This is a genomic window from Dysgonomonas gadei ATCC BAA-286 (assembly GCF_000213555.1).
GTDB classification, from domain to species: domain Bacteria; phylum Bacteroidota; class Bacteroidia; order Bacteroidales; family Dysgonomonadaceae; genus Dysgonomonas; species Dysgonomonas gadei.
In genome coordinates this window covers 561549-580056 of sequence record NZ_GL891979.1, presented here as the reverse complement: position 1 = coordinate 580056, position 18508 = coordinate 561549, and the positions used below count along the sequence as shown (strand labels likewise).

At 42.5% G+C, this 18508-nt stretch carries 12 protein-coding genes; 8 read left to right on the top strand and 4 right to left on the bottom strand.

The window, feature by feature from the left end; translation table 11 throughout:
• The first annotated feature begins 24 nt into the window (after positions 1–24).
• The 4 genes from HMPREF9455_RS02120 (at position 25) to HMPREF9455_RS02105 (ending at position 4736) form a co-directional block, all read left to right on the top strand.
• On the top strand, positions 25–1173 hold the full coding sequence (locus HMPREF9455_RS02120) for a glycan-binding surface protein (protein ID WP_006797924.1): 1149 nt from the start codon (positions 25–27) through the stop codon (positions 1171–1173).
• Between the two features lie 79 nt (positions 1174–1252).
• Positions 1253–2695 (top strand): glycosyl hydrolase, encoded by a 1443-nt coding sequence (locus tag HMPREF9455_RS02115; RefSeq protein ID WP_006797923.1) that lies wholly within the window; start codon positions 1253–1255, stop codon positions 2693–2695.
• A gap of 33 nt (positions 2696–2728) precedes the next feature.
• On the top strand, positions 2729–3460 hold the full coding sequence (locus HMPREF9455_RS02110; protein ID WP_006797922.1) for a 3-keto-disaccharide hydrolase: 732 nt from the start codon (positions 2729–2731) through the stop codon (positions 3458–3460).
• Positions 3461–3533: 73 nt separating this feature from the next.
• On the top strand, positions 3534–4736 hold the full coding sequence (locus HMPREF9455_RS02105; RefSeq protein ID WP_006797921.1) for a glycoside hydrolase family 130 protein: 1203 nt from the start codon (positions 3534–3536) through the stop codon (positions 4734–4736).
• Positions 4737–5002: 266 nt separating this feature from the next.
• On the opposite strand, the gene HMPREF9455_RS02100 is transcribed toward HMPREF9455_RS02105, so the two are convergent.
• Entirely contained in the window at positions 5003–5278 is a 276-nt protein-coding gene (locus tag HMPREF9455_RS02100) for a hypothetical protein (protein WP_006797920.1), read from the bottom strand.
• 39 nt (positions 5279–5317) lie between these two features.
• Between HMPREF9455_RS02100 and HMPREF9455_RS02095 the strand changes: the two genes are divergently transcribed.
• The 4 genes from HMPREF9455_RS02095 (at position 5318) to HMPREF9455_RS02080 (ending at position 11408) form a co-directional block, all read left to right on the top strand.
• On the top strand, positions 5318–6715 hold the full coding sequence (locus HMPREF9455_RS02095) for an MFS transporter (RefSeq protein ID WP_006797919.1): 1398 nt from the start codon (positions 5318–5320) through the stop codon (positions 6713–6715).
• Entirely contained in the window at positions 6712–7878 is a 1167-nt protein-coding gene (locus HMPREF9455_RS02090; RefSeq protein WP_006797918.1) for an AGE family epimerase/isomerase, read from the top strand. The genes HMPREF9455_RS02095 and HMPREF9455_RS02090 overlap by 4 nt, the downstream gene beginning before the upstream one ends.
• A 420-nt stretch (positions 7879–8298) precedes the next feature.
• Positions 8299–9420, top strand: coding sequence for a glycoside hydrolase family 26 protein (locus HMPREF9455_RS02085; RefSeq protein ID WP_006797917.1), 1122 nt, complete (start codon positions 8299–8301; stop codon positions 9418–9420).
• An 11-nt stretch (positions 9421–9431) separates the two neighbouring features.
• Entirely contained in the window at positions 9432–11408 is a 1977-nt protein-coding gene (locus tag HMPREF9455_RS02080) for a glycoside hydrolase family 97 protein (RefSeq protein ID WP_006797916.1), read from the top strand.
• 49 nt (positions 11409–11457) lie between these two features.
• On the opposite strand, the gene HMPREF9455_RS02075 is transcribed toward HMPREF9455_RS02080, so the two are convergent.
• The 3 genes from HMPREF9455_RS02075 to HMPREF9455_RS02065 all read right to left on the bottom strand — a co-directional run bounded on the left by HMPREF9455_RS02075 (position 11458) and on the right by HMPREF9455_RS02065 (position 18496).
• Positions 11458–14331: a glycoside hydrolase family 3 C-terminal domain-containing protein gene (locus HMPREF9455_RS02075; protein ID WP_006797915.1), complete on the bottom strand. Its 2874-nt coding sequence runs from the start codon at positions 14329–14331 to the stop codon at positions 11458–11460.
• Between the two features lie 423 nt (positions 14332–14754).
• A complete protein-coding gene (gene porV / locus HMPREF9455_RS02070) occupies positions 14755–15921 on the bottom strand; it encodes a type IX secretion system outer membrane channel protein PorV (protein ID WP_006797914.1) in 1167 nt (388 codons plus the stop codon).
• Between the two features lie 10 nt (positions 15922–15931).
• Complete coding sequence (locus HMPREF9455_RS02065; RefSeq protein WP_006797913.1) at positions 15932–18496, bottom strand: glycoside hydrolase family 3 C-terminal domain-containing protein; 2565 nt, start codon at positions 18494–18496, stop codon at positions 15932–15934.
• Positions 18497–18508 lie beyond the last annotated feature (12 nt).

Sequence of the window (18508 nt, the reverse complement as noted above, 5' to 3'; positions counted from 1 at the left end):
CAAGAACGAAAAATACATACAGATATGAAAATAATAAATATAACATATTCGATAATATTTGCAGGGCTTGTCTTTCTGGCAACCGCATGCAGCGATGTGGTAACGTACAACGATGGATATGACGACCAGCTTGCATCATATGGCCCACCTTCTGTGAGCCGTATAACTACTGCAAAAGATACGGCGACGATAATAACCGAAAGTTCGCTGGCCGAGATGATTACGCTACACGGTAATAACCTGACGGATGTTACCTCCATCTTTATTAACGATGTCGAGGTCGACCTGTCTACTATATATGCAGTCAGGACACGCCTTACATTGCCTGTTCCCAGGATTTTGCCAATGGAAGCTGATAATAAGATAAAAGTCACAACTAAGTTAGGTACCGTAAGTGTTCCTTTGACAGTCAATGTTCCGCCTTTGGCCCTTTCGGGATTAGACAACGAATATGCAGCAGTGGGAGACACCGTAAATGTGAACGGTGCTAATTTCGACTTGTACGAAATTGTTGATGGAAAAGGAAAGGTTTATTTTGGAGACATCGAGGCCAAGATAGATACGACCACCGCGGAATATGTAGCCGTAATAGTGCCGCAGGGTGCAACACAGGGCGATAGGATACATGTGGTCGGCCCGCTTGCCGATATGTATGCGCCGGGCCGTTATATGGACAATCGTGGACTATTCCAGGACATCGACCACTATCAGGGATGGACAGGGCAAAACTGGTTTACAGATGTTTCCAGACCTGATGATCCGAAGCCATGTAGCGGGTTATATACTCGTATCAACAGGACTTTGGGCCCATGGGAATGGTTTGATTTCATTGCATCATGGTATCCTGTATTCGATGGGACAGATTGTTTCGATAATCCGGAAAAGTATGACTACAAATTTGAAGTACTGACATTAATTCCTCTTAAAACCAAAGGTATAGGATTGATATTCCAGACCGGATATTATTGGGAGCCGGGGAAAATCGTGGAATTCAATACCAATGGAAAATGGAAAACAATTACAGTTCCTTTGGAGGTGGTCATGAACGGGATGAAAGAAACGAATCTTCCTCACGAAAACGGCCATGTTGGATTCCAGATCAATATTGCGGGTGGAGAGTCCGAGACTATTGATATTTCCTTTGATAATTTCAGGATAACTCCTAAAGATTAGGAATAGTAAAGTAATACAGGCCGCAATGTTATATGCCATTGCGGCCTGATAATAGCTTCATCGATTAACATATAAATAAATGAAGAAAGGAATTATTATCTGCTTGCTCAATTTGTTTTGTTATTCTGTTTTTGCCTCTTGTTCGGGGGATACGGAAAAAGAAGGAGGTGAAGAATCCGGTTATCCTTCTCCGGTTGTAGAGACTATCCGTTACGAAGCAGAAAATGCAATACTGGTAGGCGATGCCGTTGTTGAAAAAAACATACCCGGATTTTCGGGAACAGGCTATGTGAACCAAAACGGCGGTGATATTTCTTTCAGGATCAATGTTCCCGAAAAAGGGAAATACAAGTTGGATATACGATATTCTACAAACGGGCAGAAAAAAGAAAATCTGCTATTCATAAATAACATACAACAGTCGAGCCTGATATTCGATCCTGCACAAGACTGGGAAACTCTCCCGGTAAACGGTCTCATACTAGATAAGGGGGAGAATATAGTCCTCATAAAAAAAGGCTGGGGCTGGATGTTTTTCGATTACATAGAAGTAAATAAAGCGCAGGAGGATATCTCTTTCATCGTATCACCATCTCTTGTGACACCCGGTGCTTCGGCACAGGCAGTAAAACTGTACAATTTCCTGAAAGATAATTTCGGAAAGAAAACAATATCCGGAGCTATGGCCAATTACAGCACAGGACTGGAAGAAGCAAACTGGATGCATGAGAAAACAGGTAAATGGCCTGCTCTCGCGTGCTTCGATTTTATAGACTATAACCGTACATGGGATTTTGTGAATTACAAGGCCATAGTAAATAATTCCAAAATGTGGTGGCAAAACAACGGTATTGTCTCCATCATGTGGCATTGGCGCGACCCATTGAAACTGACAGACCAGTTCTATACCGAAAGTACAACATTCGACATATCTAAAATCAATGATACGGATTCGCCGGAATATAAAGCGATGATAGCCGATATAGATATTATTGCGGATTATCTGAAACAACTGAAAGAGTCGAATATACCTGTACTCTGGCGTCCTTTGCACGAAGCAGCCGGAAAGTGGTTCTGGTGGGGGGCAAAAGGATCAGAGCCTTGCAAAGCCTTATGGATATTGATGTATGACAGGCTTACAAACCACCATAGGCTGAATAACCTGATATGGGTGTGGACAAGCGATGCCGCAGGCGAAGCAGGCGAATGGTATCCCGGCGATGAATATGTTGACATCGTAGGCATGGATATTTATCCGGGCGAGAGGCAGCACGGCTCCCAATATATCGCCTTTGATAAGGTAAAAGAATTATATGGTGGCCGCAAGATAATCGCTCTTAGCGAATGCGGTTCCATACCCGATATAGATAAAATGTTCGAATACGGCGATGCGTGGTCGTGGTTTATGCCGTGGAACGGACCTATGACACGCCTCGATGAACACAACGGAGAGGAATTTATAAAGAAGGTCTTTAATAACGATAAGGTAATAACCAGAGACGAAATGCCATCTTTAAAGTAATCAGCTAATAAATAATTAATAAAAATATCTTCAATGAAAAGAACTGCATTATTAGTTTTCGTATCCACAGTTACTATTGCTGTATCTGCGCAGCAGATGAAGCCTGAAAGTACAGAATGGTATTATCCGCAACCGCCTAAGATAGTTCCGGCAGCCAATATAGGGCAACCGCCTTCGGACGCAATTGTGTTGTTCGACGGTAAGGATTTGTCGAAATGGGTATCTGCGGACGGTAGCGCGGCAAAATGGGCAGTAGTGGACGGTGGTATGACAGTAACACAAGGCGCAGGCGATATTTACACAAAAGAATATTTTGGCGATTGTCAATTACATATAGAATTCAAATCTCCGACTCCTGCTAAGGGTGGCGGGCAAGGCAGAGGAAACAGCGGTGTCTTTCTCCAAAGTATTTACGAAGTGCAGGTACTGGACGGGGACAACAATCCTACCTATGTGAACGGTATGGTCGGCAGCATATACAAACAGCGGGCGCCTTTGGCGGATGCTTATACCAAGGCCGGGCAGTGGCAGGTGTATGATATTTTCTGGAAGGCTCCGGTATTCGGGACAGACGGAAAACTGGAAAGTCCTGCAATAATAACTGTGATGCTGAACGGTGTATTAATTCAGAATAACTATGTGCTGAAAGGTACGACCGAATATATCGGTTTTCCGAAATACAATGCACATGGAAGATTGCCGCTGATGCTGCAAAATCACGGCGATGCGGTTGCATACCGCAATATATGGATAAGAAACTTATAAAATTGGAATAGCCCTGAAATAAATGCGATAGGGAAGATTTCAATTGATGATATATATTAAAAAAATAAAAGAAATGAACGAGCTTTTTAAAAAACGTCTGGAGGCTGTAACTAAAGAATATGAAGAATTAGTTACGCGTAAGAATGAACCGGTATTCCCCGGCAACGGAATATTCGAAAGGTATAAATATCCTGTGCTGACGGCCGCACATGCCCCGGTATTCTGGCGATACGATTTGTCGCCCGGGACGAATCCCTACTTTATGGAGCGTTTCGGCATAGAAGGTACATTCAATGCCGGAGCTATAAAATGGAATGGGAAATACCTAATGGCGGTGCGGGTGGAAGGCAACGACCGTAAATCCTTTTTCGCCATAGCGGAAAGTCCTAACGGGGTCGATAACTTCCGTTTTTGGGATTATCCGATAAATATGCCTGAAACCGATAATCCCGATGTAAACGTCTACGATATGCGTCTCACGGCACATGAAGACGGATGGGTCTACGGCATATTCTGTACCGAGCGCAAAGACCCGAATGCTCCGGCGGGAGACTTATCGTCTGCCGTGGCTGCCGCGGGTATAGCCCGTACAAAAGATTTAAAAAGTTGGGAACGGTTGCCGGATCTGAAATCGAAAAGCCAGCAACGGAATGTGGTACTGCACCCCGAATTCGTAAATGGAAAATATGCACTCTATACCCGCCCTCAGGACGGATTTATAGATGCCGGCAGCGGAGGCGGTATAGGCTGGGCTTTGGTCGATGATATTGCAAAAGCGGAGATAAAGGAAGAGAAGATTATCAATTACCGTTATTACCATACGATCAAGGAGTTGAAGAACGGCGAAGGCCCTCATCCTATAAAGACGGCGAAGGGCTGGCTGCATTTTGCGCATGGTGTGCGTATGTGCGCTGCCGGATTGAGGTATGTCCTTTATCTGTATCTTACCGACCTCGAACAGCCCGACAAGCTGATTGCCGAACCTGCGGGACATCTGATGGCCCCGGTTGGGGAAGAAAGGATTGGTGACGTATCCAATGTGCTGTTTACCAACGGATGGATTGCGGATGACGATGGTACTGTATTCCTTTATTATGCTTCTTGCGATACACGTATGCATGTTGCTGTCTCTTCTATAAACCGTTTGTTAGACTACTGTTTGAACACAGCTCCGGACGGATACCGTTCTGCGACTTCTGTGCAGACATTAACAAAGCTTATAGAAAACAATTTCGAGTTAACTAAAAATACAAATAGCTTAGCTGTTCAAAAATAAAGTAATTAATAAATACTAATGGTATATTTTAATGTTGGATTAATTTCGACTACGCGCAATTAAAAATTGCTTGTGTTCCTTTTGGCCAAATCCCCAAAAGGAACCAAAAACGCTTTAACGCCCCGCTTCAAAGGCCGACCCGTAACGGACAAAAAGACGAAACGGAAAAACTCGCTGGGAAGATTGTATAATCCGAATTAGTGGATAAGCTCAAACACGTTTCCGTTTTTTCGTCTTTTCAACCTACGGGTACCCCGTCCATGAAGCTAACGGCGCGGGCTGACGCATATTTTATTCTTGAAAGGGCTTTGCCTTACTAAGGCATCAGCCTCTGCGCATTCGTGACGCAGGCGGGCACCTGTCCGGTGCAGCCGGCTAAGAAAGGGACGGGGCGATAGCCCGTTTGTCCCTTTCAGCCGGCAAGCTGTTGACAGGTCGCCGAGGAACGGAGCGCTAGCCTTTTGGTTCGTTTTGGGCAATGCCAAAATGAACGTTCTGACGAAACAAAGTGAAGTCGAAATTAATCCAACATTTAAATACATCAATGAATATTTTTTGAAGCTAAATAGAAGATTTTCATAATGGATTCTGTAAAAATTACATTAAAAGAGAAAATAGGTTATGGATTCGGGGATGCGGCATCGTCCATGTTCTGGAAACTGTTCGGTTCCTACCTGATGATTTTCTATACCGATGTGTTCGGGCTGCCTGCGGCTGTGGTGGGTTCTATGTTCCTGATTACCCGTATCTGGGATTCGCTCTTCGACCCGATTGTAGGTATGGTTGCCGACCGCACGGATACACGGTGGGGTAAATTCCGTCCTTATCTGTTGTTTCTGGCAATACCCTTTGCCGTTATCGGGGTATTTACTTTTTTTACCCCCGGTCTGGATTATACGGGTAAGGTCATATATGCCTATGTAACCTACTCCCTGATGATGATGGTATATTCGGCTATCAATGTGCCCTATGCCTCGTTATTGGGTGTGATGAGCCCTAACCAGAAAGACAGGAATGTATTATCTACCTTCCGCATGACCTTTGCATATATAGGCAGTTTTGTAACATTCCTGCTGTTTATGCCGTTAGTCAATTATTTCAGCAATGGCAGCAATGCCGTCGAAGATCAGCAGCGCGGCTGGTTTATGGCAGTGATAGTGATTGCTGTGATGTGCGCTATACTTTTCTTTATGTGCTTTTCATTCACAAAAGAACGTGTGAAACCGATAAAGCAGGAGAAAACACCCTTGCTTGACGATTTGCGCGATCTGATAAAGAATAAGCCCTGGTGGATTCTGTTGGGAGCAGGTGTCGCAGCATTGGTATTCAATTCGATACGCGACGGAGCTACTGTCTATTACTTTAAATATTATATCGTGGAGGATGGTTTCGGTACAATCAATGTGTTCAGTATACCGTTCGTCCTTAGCGGGTTATACCTTGCATTGGGGCAGGCTGCCAATATAGTGGGCGTCATACTGGCTGCTCCGGTCAGCAACCGTATAGGCAAGAGATATACCTATATGGGTGCGATGGCAATAGCTACTGTACTAAGCATTGTATTTTACTGGATGGATAAAGACAGCCTCACCTTGATTTTTATTTTACAGGCATTGATAAGTATTTGTGCAGGAAGCATTTTTCCGCTGCTATGGTCCATGTATGCCGACTGTGCCGACTACTCGGAACTGAGGACCGGCAACAGGGCGACAGGACTGATATTCAGTTCGTCGTCGATGAGCCAGAAATTCGGTTGGGCAATCGGCAGCGCCCTGACAGGCTGGCTGCTCGGTTACTTCGGATTTCAGGCGAATGAGGCGCAGAATCCTGAAACAATCAATGTGATAAAAATGTTCCTGAGTTTCCTTCCTGCAGTGGGTACCTTATTATCGGTCGTATTTATCTATTTCTATCCCCTGACGGAAAAGAAACTGGTAGAAATAACATCGGATTTGAATTTAAGGAGGGAAAATAAATGAACGGATTCAGGAAAGAATTAATCGGAAACATCCTGCCATTCTGGATAAATAAAATGCAGGACAACCATAATGGCGGCTTCTACGGACAGATAGATGGCAATAATATGCTGAATTCCCGGGCTAATAAGGGGGCGATATTGAATGCCCGCATCTTATGGACTTTTTCTTCTGCATACCGTATCCTCAAGAATGAAGAATATCTGAAAATGGCACAACGTGCCTTCGATTATATCGTTGCATACTTTATCGATAAGGAATACGGCGGAGCTTTCTGGGAACTCGATTATAAAGGTAATCCTGTAAACACGAAGAAGCAGACTTATGTACAGGGCTTTATGCTTTACGGTTTTTCGGAATATTTTCGTGCCACAGGTGAGCAAAAGGCATTGGAACTGGCTAAAGATTTCTTTTACCTGATTGAAAAATACAGGGATAAGGTTACAGGCGGTTATCCTGAGGCATTTACCCGCGACTGGCAACCGATAGAAGATATGCGCCTTAGCGATAAAGACGAGAATGAGGTGAAAACGATGAATACTCACCTTCATATACTGGAACCATATACAAATCTTTGCCGTATATGGAAAGACCCGCAGTTGGAATCGGCACAGAGGCAATTGATAGATGTTTTCACGGATAAGATTCTGGATAGCAATACTAATCACCTGAATCTTTTCTTCGACGAAGATTGGAATGTAAAGTCTACTGCCGTATCTTATGGCCATGATATTGAAGCATCGTGGCTGCTTTTCGAGGCGGCAGAAGTATTGGGAGACAAAGCGCTTATCGCTGAGATAAAAGATCTGTCCTTGAAGATAGCCGATGCTGCTTCCGGAGGTATCGGGGTCGATGGCAGTATGATATACGAATATAAGAACGGGCATATGGATACGGAACGCCACTGGTGGGTGCAGGCCGAAGCTGTAGTGGGATATATGTACGCATACAGAAATTCCAAGAATGCTATATATAAAGAACGGGCATCGCAAGTATGGTCGTATATTCAAAGCCGGATGGTCGACAACGAAAACGGTGAATGGTACTGGAGCCGCCTGCCGGACGGAAGTATCAACAGAAAAGATGACAAAGCCGGATTCTGGAAATGCCCTTATCACAATGGACGTATGTGCATGGAAATGTTAGAACATTTTGGAATTGATTAAGGTCGCAGTTCTATTTTGTTCCTTTGGTATATAACAACAAAAGACAGTTATATTGTAAAAACATATTATTGAATATTTCTCCGGAGCAGCTGTAACTTTATACTTATAATTTTATCTATACAATGCGTATAACCAGCGTGTTATAAAGAATACAGTTACAGAAGAAAATATGTGAAAAGGTGTAACCTTTGTTACCTTTTAACAAGTAGTAAGTTTTAAGTAATAAGTTGAAAGTTATATGAGATACAAGTTATTAATCGTTTACTGACGAGATGCTTTGCTCGACTCAGCATAATAATCAAATTATTAATTTTTCATTCTTAATTATTAATTGTTTTTTCTGTTACTTCTGTTACTTTTTAATAAAATACCTATTGGTAATAAAAGACATAAAATAGAAACATTCATAAAAAAAATATAATGAAACATTTACTAGTATTTACGCTTCTTACTCTAATATTGCTTTCTTGTAAACAAAAAGAAGAAGTGGAGAACAAAATTTTACCTATAGACAAGAATGCGACGAAAGAGACAGTCGTATTGTATAACAGATTGTTCTCACTGATGGACAAAGGTATTATGGTGGGCCATCAGGATGATCTGGCCTATGGGCATGCATGGTACAAAGAAGCCGGCAGGTCTGACGTGAAAGATGTTACCGGGGACTATCCCGCCGTGATAGGATGGGAACTGGGGCATGTGGAAACAGGAGCGGAGTTTAATCTCGATTCTATTTACTTCTCGGATATGAAGCGTTATATAAAAGAAACTTATGACAGAGGGGGCATTACCACTGTCAGTTGGCACGGGGACAATATAGTAACGGGAAATACAGCATGGGATTGCGCGCAGGATTCTGTCGTTAGAACTATTCTGCCGAATGGTTCTAACCATGAGAAATATCTTGTATGGCTCGACCGTGTCGCCGATTTCTTCTTGGATTTGAAGGATAAGGACAGCAATTATATTCCGGTGATATTCCGTATGTATCATGAGCATACCGGAGCTTGGTTCTGGTGGGGAAGCAAACAATGTACACCGGATGAATACAAGAAATTATGGATAATGACTGTCGAATACCTGCGTGACAAGAAAAATGTCCATAACTTGCTGTATACCTATTCGCCATCCGAAACGGAAAGCGAGGAAGCCTATCTGGAACGCTATCCTGGAGACAAATATGTGGATATAGTAGGCTATGACAGCTATGTGAACGGTAAATCGCCAGAAGATATAGAGAGATACAAAGATGCTATGAGCCGCAATCTAAAGATTGTGACGGACTATGCCAGCAAAACGAACAAAGTTCCTGTTATCGGGGAAACCGGAATGGAAAGCATACCGGATTCTACTTATTTCACTAATATTGTTTATCCTATCATAACACAGCATAAAGTTGCATGGGCTCTTTTCTGGCGTAATGCATGGGAGCCTGATAAGCCTTTGCATTATTACATGCCTTACGGTGGGCATCCTGCAGCAGAAGACCTTAATGTATTTATTGGTAAACCTTCGATTCTTATGAATAGAGATATTAATTAAAACTTATATAAATGAAAAACTCATACATTGGAATAGTCTTTTTTCTGATAGTGATGCTACCATCGCTATTTGCTCAAAAGAACGTATCCCTCACTTCTCCTGACGGGCGCCTGACATTCTCTTTCAAACTGGATAACATAAGTCCATCCTACAAAGTGACGTTCAAAAAACAAACATTAATAAAGGATTCCCCCCTTTCACTGGATTTTGAGAACGGGAAATTCGGAGAGGATCTGAAGATGAATAAACCCATGTTCAGAACCGGTGATGAAACATATGAATTAATTGTAGGTAAGACCAAAACGATCCATAGTCATTACAAAGAGGTTTTAATCCCCCTCGAAGAGAAAAATGCACCTAACAGAAAAATAAACTTAGTAGTAAGGGCCTTTAATGATGGCATAGCTTTCCGCTATGAATTTCCTAGACAATCCAATTGGGATTCTTATGTCATGTATGACGAGAAGACAACTTTCAATCTCGCAGGAGACCCGAAGGCATTAACCTTGTTCCTGCCATCATATACAAGTTCGCATGAAGGATTATATACACATTTGGATTATAACGACATAGAAGAAAACAGATTAATGGATATGCCCATCATGCTGGAATATCCGGACAATATCTTTATGGCAATCACCGAAGCAGCTATCGTAAACTATGCCGGAATGTATCTGGTGAAAGAAGATGGTATGTTTGTGGGCAAGCTATCCCCTCTTCCCGGGCAGGATAAAATAAAGGTGAAGGTCAATTTGCCTCATCATACTCCATGGCGTGTAATGTCTATAAGTGACCGGGTGGGAGCTCTTATAGAATCCAATATACTTACAAACCTCAATGAGCCGTGTAAGATAGAAGATACCTCATGGATAAAGCCCGGTAAGACTACGTTTACCTGGTGGAACGGAAATGTTGTTCCGGACACAACCTTCCTGCCGGGTAATAATTTCGAGACAAATAAGTATTACATTGACTTTGCTGCCCGAAACGGACTTGATTACCATTCAGTTTATGGTTACGCGGAGCAGTCATGGTATGTAGATGACGGATACGATTTCAGTACTCCGGGCCCTAATGCAGATGTTACAAAGACTATCAAGCCGATAGATATGAAGAAAATATGCGATTATGCAGGAAGTAAAGGAATCAATATTCATGTCTGGGTAAACTGGAAGCCTTTATATGCAAAGTTGGATGCAGCCTTCAGGCAGTTTAACGAATGGGGTGTAAAAGGTATGATGGTTGATTTTATGGATCGTGACGATCAGGAAATGATCCGTATTCAGGAAGAGATATTAGCCACCGCAGCCCAATATAAGCTATTTATACAGTTCCACGGCTCTAGCAAGCCATCAGGCTTACAGCGTACTTATCCGAACGAATTCACAAGGGAGGGTACGCTCAATTATGAAGTATATAAATGGGATACGATTATCAATGCAGACCACGATATCTCGATGCCATTTACTCGTCTGCTGGCCGGTGCTACCGATTATCATCTGGGCGGTTTCAGAGCTGTGCCGAAAGCCAAGTTCAAGATACAATATACAAATCCATTAGTGACCAGCACCCGTTGTCATATGTTGGCTATGTATGTGGTACTGGAAAGTTATCTGGGAATGATATGCGACACGCCTCCTTCTTATGAAGGGCAACCGGGATTCGATTTCTTGCGAAAATTACCCACAGTATGGGATGAAACCAAAGTCCCTGACGCCAAAGTAAATGAATATGTTACCATAGCAAGAAGGAACAATACTGATTGGTATATTGGCTCCCTGAATAATAGTAAAGCCCGTACCCTGACTATTACTCTGGATTTCCTTGGTGAAGGTGACTTTACCGCAGAAATATATACTGATGCCGAAGATGTAAGTATAAATCCAAATCATTTGAAAAAGCAGATTAAGCAAGTAAAAAAAGGAGATACCATCGAACTGCCTTTAGCCTCTGACGGAGGTGCAGTAATACATATTTATCCCCGATGAAGTATAATAAAGAACTACAAGGGTAAGCTTGTAGTTCTTTATTTTCATATCATTTACTTGTATAAGTTACGCTTTTATATTTCGATGTGAATTGTAATGTCTTAAAGTTGCTCTGTGATACTTCAATTTGGAATTGCTTTTCTTCACCGGGTTCCAAATCATAATGGCGTGTATCCCCTATTTTCTTGCCGTCGAGATACATCATCAGCTTTCCTGTATCGGTCAGGTTTCCTGTATTTGTAACCAGTACATTTGCCACTTTTGCGTCTTTTCCCGGCTGGTCTTCAACACTTACGACTGTTATAGCAAAATCTGCATTAAAGTTCAGAGGATAGTCTATCTCCCCGTTGATTCCATCCTTAGCTTCGATGAAACCGACACTGTCTTTTATACGATCTTTTGCAACGTAAGAAGGGCTTTTGCCTCCGACCATTATCTTAAATAAACCTTTTTCTACCACCCTGTCCATCTCATCATTAAGCAAGGACAACTGGTAAGGGGTAAGAACAAAGGACACTTTCTTCGACTCTCCCGGATTCAGATAAACCCTGTCGAAGTCTTTCAGTTCCATTACACGTGTTTTCACACTGGCATACATATCGGTTATATATAGCTGCACAACCTCATCCCCGGCTACCTTCCCCGTATTTGTCACAGTAGCATTCACCGACACATTGCCATTCTTTTCTAATGATATATTCAGATCCGAATAGTTGAATGAAGTGTAACTCAACCCATAACCGAATTGATATAAAGGATAGTATGGCATATCCACATAATCATAAACCCGTCCCGATGTTTTGAAATTGTAATACAGTGGCAGCTGAGCTGCATCCCGTGGGAATGTCATTGGCAACCGTCCGGCAGGATTATAATCTCCGAAAAGCACATCTGCGGTTGCATAACCACCTTCCTGACCCGGCAACCAGTTTACAAGTACAGCCTGGCAATTTTCAGCAGCATAAGACAGGTTGTAAGGACGTCCGGCCTGTAATATCAGTACAACCGGCTTTCCTGTTTTACATACAGCTTCCAGCAATTTCTGCTGTTCTCCCGGTAATATCAATGTAGCGAGATCATGGTTTTCTCCTGAAGTATTGGTTATCCCTTTTAAAGCCTCACTTGTAGAACAATCACCCAGTACAAGTACTGCTACATCCGCATTTTCTGCTGCTTTCACAGCCTTAGCTATATCAGTTCCTTCTGTGCCGATAAAGCGGCATCCTTCCTCATACAATACCTTTGTACTGCTATTTACAGCGGCTTTAATACCCGTAAGCACAGATTTTAGCTGTCCCGGCTGAGGCTTGGAAGTGTAGTCTCCGGGTTGCAAGTTGTCTGCTCCCGGGCCGATTACGGCAATCGTTTTAAGCGATTTTGATAATGGCAGAATATTCCCTTTGTTTTCGAGCAACACAATAGATTCCTGAGCCGTTTTGCGGGCTAATGCCTGATGCTCCGGTGAGTTCCATCCGGGATATATTTTATTCCAGTCGAGAGGTTTACATGGGTTATTCTCGAACAATCCGTTTCTGAATAATGTGCGTAAAAGAGTTTTACAAGTGAAGTCCAAATCGTCCATATTCAACTCCCCTCTTTTAGCTGCCGCTATAACATCAGGGTCGTTATAGGTATCTCCGCAATTGGTTGCAATACCTGCCGCAAGAGCCTGTCTTGCGGCTTCCACCTTGTCTACTGCTGTATAATGTTTGCGGGCCGTCAGATTCCCTATGGCTCCGCAGTCACTGACAATGAACCCGTCAAAGCCCCATTCATCGCGCAGAATTCCTTTCAGGAGTTCTTTACTCTTTGCAACAGGAACTCCCAGAAAATCCGAATAAGACATCATTATCGATTGATACTTATATTTTTTATAGATATCTCTGAAAGGTACCAGATGAATTTCGCGCATCTCCCGCTCGGAAAGTCCTATATCGTGAGAATCCCTTCCTCCCAGAGGTGCTCCGTGCGCTGCGAAATGCTTTGGAGTGGTCATTAAGCCTTTCGACTGGTATCCTTTTATCCATGCACCTCCTATTTCCGTTACCAATACCGGGTCTTCCCCGTAAGTCTCTTCACATCTCCCCCACCGGGCATCTTGTGCAACATCCAATACGGGTGACCATGCTTGTACGGCATTGGCACTTACGGTTTCGTCTCCGATAGCCATAGCAGCAGCTTCTATCAACCTTTTATTCCATGTAGCGCCCATACCTATTGACTGAGGAAATATAGTTGCACCGCTGCCATAAGAAAAGCCATGTATCGCTTCCACTTTATGTATAGCAGGAACTCCTAAATGTGGTATACCCGGTATTCCCCAACCTTCGCGAAGTAGTTCCATTTTATCTTCTACAGTCATCACAGACAGCAGATCTTCTACACGGGATTCCAGAGGCAGATTAGGATTCATATAAGCCCTCTCCTTTAATGGTACATTTGCTATTTCCGCTTTTTTATCGAGGATAGATACCGAGACTTCTTTTATCAGTAAGTCTTTCTTCAGTACCCCTTCCTTAAATACAAAACGGACATGCGCCCCATACTTTGGTGTAAATGACAGTACAGATACCTTACCCTTGGCCGACACAGTGTAACTAACAGGAACCCCCAGATTCATAGGATCGTATGTAATATACACCGATAGAAGTTTTTGCAATTCCTGAGGTGTTATTCCCTCACAGTCTATGGTGATTGCATTAACATCTCCCGCTTTTTGTAACGAAAACATCAGCCATTCCGCTTTTTGTAAGTCTTTCGAGGCCAGTTTCCAATTCGTTTTCAGGTTGTTGTCAGCTACGGCGTTGACCGTTTTTTCATTGACTGATGTAGAAATTCCCGCAATATTATTCTGTGCCACCGCTATAGTGGAGAAAAACAGGACACATAGCAGGCAAATAAATGCTTTCGTCTTTTTTTTCATTATACTCTTAGTTTTTTATGATATTTTATTCTTGTGTATTTTTCATATAGCACAAAGAAAACAGTATGCCATTAATAAATAGTCCGATGTAAGGTTAACAGATATATAAAAATTCAATTAATGATGAGTATTAGCAGGTATATTAGAAGAAAAGGTAACAAAAGTAACACAGAAAACAATTAATAATTAAGAATGAAAAATTAATAATTAGCTTGCTCAGAGAAGCGAAGCATCTCGATAGAGAGTAGTTAACACCTCGTATCTCATATCTTTCTCCAAAAAGGTTACAAAGGTTACACTATTTCACCCATTTGCTAATATGCTAATCTACAAATTTACGAATCAATCTTTCAAAGAACATTAGCTAACGGCCAAAGGCTACCGGCTACATACTATAGATAAAGTTTTCGGCCAATCTGTAAACTATTTATTCAGTAATTTCATAATAGCCTCAAAATCGAACGCCAGAGAGAAACGTAATGTCTGGTCCAGAGGATTTGAGTTATTAGTTGCCAGTATATAAGCTGCATCTAGCTGGAATGCATTTATTTTGAGTCCTGTGCCAAATGTCAGATACTTGCGATTCCCTTTCATTGCATTCTCATTCGCATAACCTGTCCTCAGCCTGAATTTACTATCATAATCATACTCAATCCCTAGCGCCCAGGTTATTTCTTTCATCTCTTCCGAAAATCCACCGGGAGCATCTCCAAAGGACTTGAATATCCCTTTGAAGGAACTCATCTTTTCATATTCGAGTACTCTTTCTCTATAATCTTCCATCGATTCACCATCTCTTAGGACAGGAGGAGTAGGTACTAACAGTTTATTCAGATCGGCGGCAATGGTTAATGAATTCTTTTCATCCAAAGGGTACATTAATGATGTGCCCACTCTAAAATTCGCAGGAATAAAACTTTCTCTGTTATGTCCACCGTTAGATATCTTTCCTCCTATATTGGATATATTAAACCCAAGTCCCAAAAGGCTTTCCGACTTTCCTATATTGATATAGGATTCATTATAGCCGGCAACATCAGCGGCAAATGTACCGTCAGAAGAATCTTCGTCCTCTATGCCGGAATAGTTGGCACGTAGATAACGGATAACTACAGAGCCGGAAAAAGTCTCTGTCAATTTCCGTGAATAACCGATATCCACAGCCAGTTCCGATGGAGCAACAGTGCTTATAAACTCACCTTGCGCATCGGCCAGATACACATCTCCTATCGAAAAATATCGTAGAGATGCACTCAATGCCTGATTGTTTTCTGTTCCCGGTTTGTAATAACCTACAGCATTGAGTAGAGATATTCCATTCACCACACTCCGCATCCATGGAGTATATGACAGGGCTAAAGAGGCTTTACTGGTTGCAAAAGCATATTTTGCCGGATTCCAGTATTGAGAATAAGCGTCGGGCGTTGTTGCTGCTCCAACATCACCCATCCCGCCCGAACGTGCATCGGGCGCAATGGTTAATGAGGGTACTGCTGTTTCTATCGGATTATATTCTTTGTTCTGTGAAAACCCTGTAACTGAAATAAACAAGTATATTAAAATCAGGATTTTGGTTGCAATATTTCTCATTTAATAGTTTTTAGTTCAAAGTAAAACTCTTTGTCAATTGTATATCCTGAGACGAAGTTCCGATCATAAATTCGTATTCACCTTTAGGTGTAATAAATGTTTCCGTTGCATCGTCCCAGTACCTCAAGAGGTCTTTCCTTATATTTATCTCTACGTTTTTCGTCGCACCTTTTTTGAGGGTGCTGCGTTGAAATCCTTTCAGTTCTTTTATAGGCATAAAGATTCCCGAAGAAGGTATTTTCACATATACCTGAGAAACCTCATCACCGTCCATACGCCCGGTATTTTTCAGTTCGAAGGAGACTTTGATATTATTTCCGTTGTCATTTATCTGTAAGTTTTTGTAAGCGAATGTAGTATAACTCAGTCCATAGCCGAACGGATAAAGCGGCTTCCCTTTAAAGTATTGATATGTACGTCCTTTGGTAATGTCATAATCGTCAAAAGATGGGATTTCTTCAAGGCTGTTATAATATGTAACAGGCAAACGTCCTCCCGGATTATACTCACCGAACAACACTTCTGCAACGGCTGTTCCACCTTGTTCTCCCGGATACCATGCGTTCACGATGGCAGGGACATGTTCATCCATCCAATTAATAGCTAAAGAACTTCCTGCAACCAATACTACCACAATATTAGGATTGACTTTATATATTTCCCGGATAAATTCCTCCTGATCGGCAGGCAAATGAATGTCATACCTGTCCTGTCCTTCACGCTCAATGGTTTTATTTATCCCTAAAACAGCTATTACCTGCTCACACTCCCTGACGGCCTTTCCGGCCTCACCGTACATATCCAGACGTTGTTTTGAACCTACATCCGGCACTTTCCAATATAGCCTGGCTACAGCATTGTCGCGGTTATTGAAATATTCGGCCCTGATATCATATTCTTTACCTCCTTCAAGATATAAAGACACTGAATCAGTAGCGATACTACGCTCAACCCATGCATCGATTAATTTCTCTCCATTGATAAACAGTCGACTGCCATCGTCAGCTGTATAATAGATTGTATAATCTCCGGACACCTCAGGACGTAATTTACCCGACCATCGGATCGAAGTTGGGAACGGAGGGATAAACGGGTCCGGCGCCTGATTGGCTGGTTCGAAGTTTACCCATTCTTCGGTGCGTGTTTTTGGCGTACCCGAAAGTTCCATATTACTGAAATATTCCGTTTTCAGACCTCCGGGGAAATAAGGGGCTGAAATCATCTCTTTACCGTCCATCGCTGATTTCCACGGTGCATATAGGATTTTCGCATTGTCCCCTACTTTATCTTTGATTCCCTGTAAAATAGAAACCGGAGCATTAGCCGGAATACCGCTATAATCCCCAAATTCGGAATTCCCTGCGTTAATGCCGACTACTGCTATAGACTTTACTTTTTTAGGATTCAAAGGTAAAGTCCGGTTGTTATTTTTTAATAAAACGATACTCTGGCGAGCCGCTTCAAGAGCCAGTTGTTTATGTTCAGCCGAACCAACAACGGATGGGGATATCTTGTTATAAGGATTAAGATCAGGATCATCGAACAAACCCAGATGCATCCTTGCCCTCAGTACCCGGTATGCGGCCGTGTCTATATCTGCCCGACTGACCATATACTGATTGTATGCATTCAGCAGTGGCTGCATATAAACATCATCACCGCATTCGAGGTCAAGCCCAGCCTTAATAGACAAAGTAGCGGCGGCTTCCTTTGTTTTTACATATTTCATTGCCGACACCAATAAACTCGGTCCTCCGCAATCGGAAACCACATATCCGTTAAATCCCCAATCGTGCCGCAAAACCTTTGTCAACAGCCACGGATTAGCTGTACAGGGAACATCATTTATCGCATTATATGCCGACATGATAGATGCAGATTTACCATCTTTCACACACATTTCGAAGGCGGGAAAATAATACTCACGCAGTTGTCTCTCCGATATTTGCGGATTGCAAACAAACCGGTTGTGCTCCTCATTATTAGCAGCGAAATGTTTAGGAGTGGAAACTATTTTAAGATAGCGGGGATCATCTCCCTGCAATCCTCTTACAAATGCAGTACCCAATATACCAGACAGATAAGGATCTTCCCCATAAGTCTCTGGTGTACGTCCCCATCGCGGGTCACGGGCCATATTCACTGTAGGCGACCAGAAAGTAAGCAAGTCGGTAAAACGCTGAGTCTGTAATTTGCCCTGTTCCAGTTCATTCCACCGTCCACGGGCTTCATCGGATATGGCTGTTGCTATTTTGTGGTGCAGTTCGGGATTCCACATACTTGCCAGGCCTATTGCCTGTGGGAAAACCGTAAAACGGCCAGGACGAACAACGCCATGCAATGATTCATTTCCATGATAATACTTTGGTATTTGCAAACGGGGAATTCCCGGAGAGGTTGCCCTGAGAAGACTTATTTTTTCTTCTATGGTAAGTCTCGACAACAAATCCATTATACGGTCGTGTGTCGGCGCTTTTTCATCCAGATATACATCTTTCTGTTGGGCTTTTAAACCGGCTGACAGGGAAACCAACAGCAATGTGAGCAATGCACATACTAAAAACTTTCTAAACATTATTCTGCTTTT

Bases quoted from the DNA above. Each gene is read 5' to 3' on its own strand.
- HMPREF9455_RS02095 (WP_006797919.1), top strand. From the start codon at position 5,318: ATGGATTCTGTAAAAATTACATTAAAAGAGAAAATAGGTTATGGATTC.
- HMPREF9455_RS02075 (WP_006797915.1), bottom strand. From the start codon at position 14,331: ATGAAAAAAAAGACGAAAGCATTTATTTGCCTGCTATGTGTCCTGTTT.
- HMPREF9455_RS02115 (WP_006797923.1), top strand. From the start codon at position 1,253: ATGAAGAAAGGAATTATTATCTGCTTGCTCAATTTGTTTTGTTATTCT.
- HMPREF9455_RS02090 (WP_006797918.1), top strand. From the start codon at position 6,712: ATGAACGGATTCAGGAAAGAATTAATCGGAAACATCCTGCCATTCTGG.
- HMPREF9455_RS02080 (WP_006797916.1), top strand. From the start codon at position 9,432: ATGAAAAACTCATACATTGGAATAGTCTTTTTTCTGATAGTGATGCTA.
- HMPREF9455_RS02100 (WP_006797920.1), bottom strand. From the start codon at position 5,278: ATGTATTTAAATGTTGGATTAATTTCGACTTCACTTTGTTTCGTCAGA.
- HMPREF9455_RS02085 (WP_006797917.1), top strand. From the start codon at position 8,299: ATGAAACATTTACTAGTATTTACGCTTCTTACTCTAATATTGCTTTCT.
- HMPREF9455_RS02110 (WP_006797922.1), top strand. From the start codon at position 2,729: ATGAAAAGAACTGCATTATTAGTTTTCGTATCCACAGTTACTATTGCT.
- HMPREF9455_RS02120 (WP_006797924.1), top strand. From the start codon at position 25: ATGAAAATAATAAATATAACATATTCGATAATATTTGCAGGGCTTGTC.
- porV (WP_006797914.1), bottom strand. From the start codon at position 15,921: ATGAGAAATATTGCAACCAAAATCCTGATTTTAATATACTTGTTTATT.
- HMPREF9455_RS02105 (WP_006797921.1), top strand. From the start codon at position 3,534: ATGAACGAGCTTTTTAAAAAACGTCTGGAGGCTGTAACTAAAGAATAT.
- HMPREF9455_RS02065 (WP_006797913.1), bottom strand. From the start codon at position 18,496: ATGTTTAGAAAGTTTTTAGTATGTGCATTGCTCACATTGCTGTTGGTT.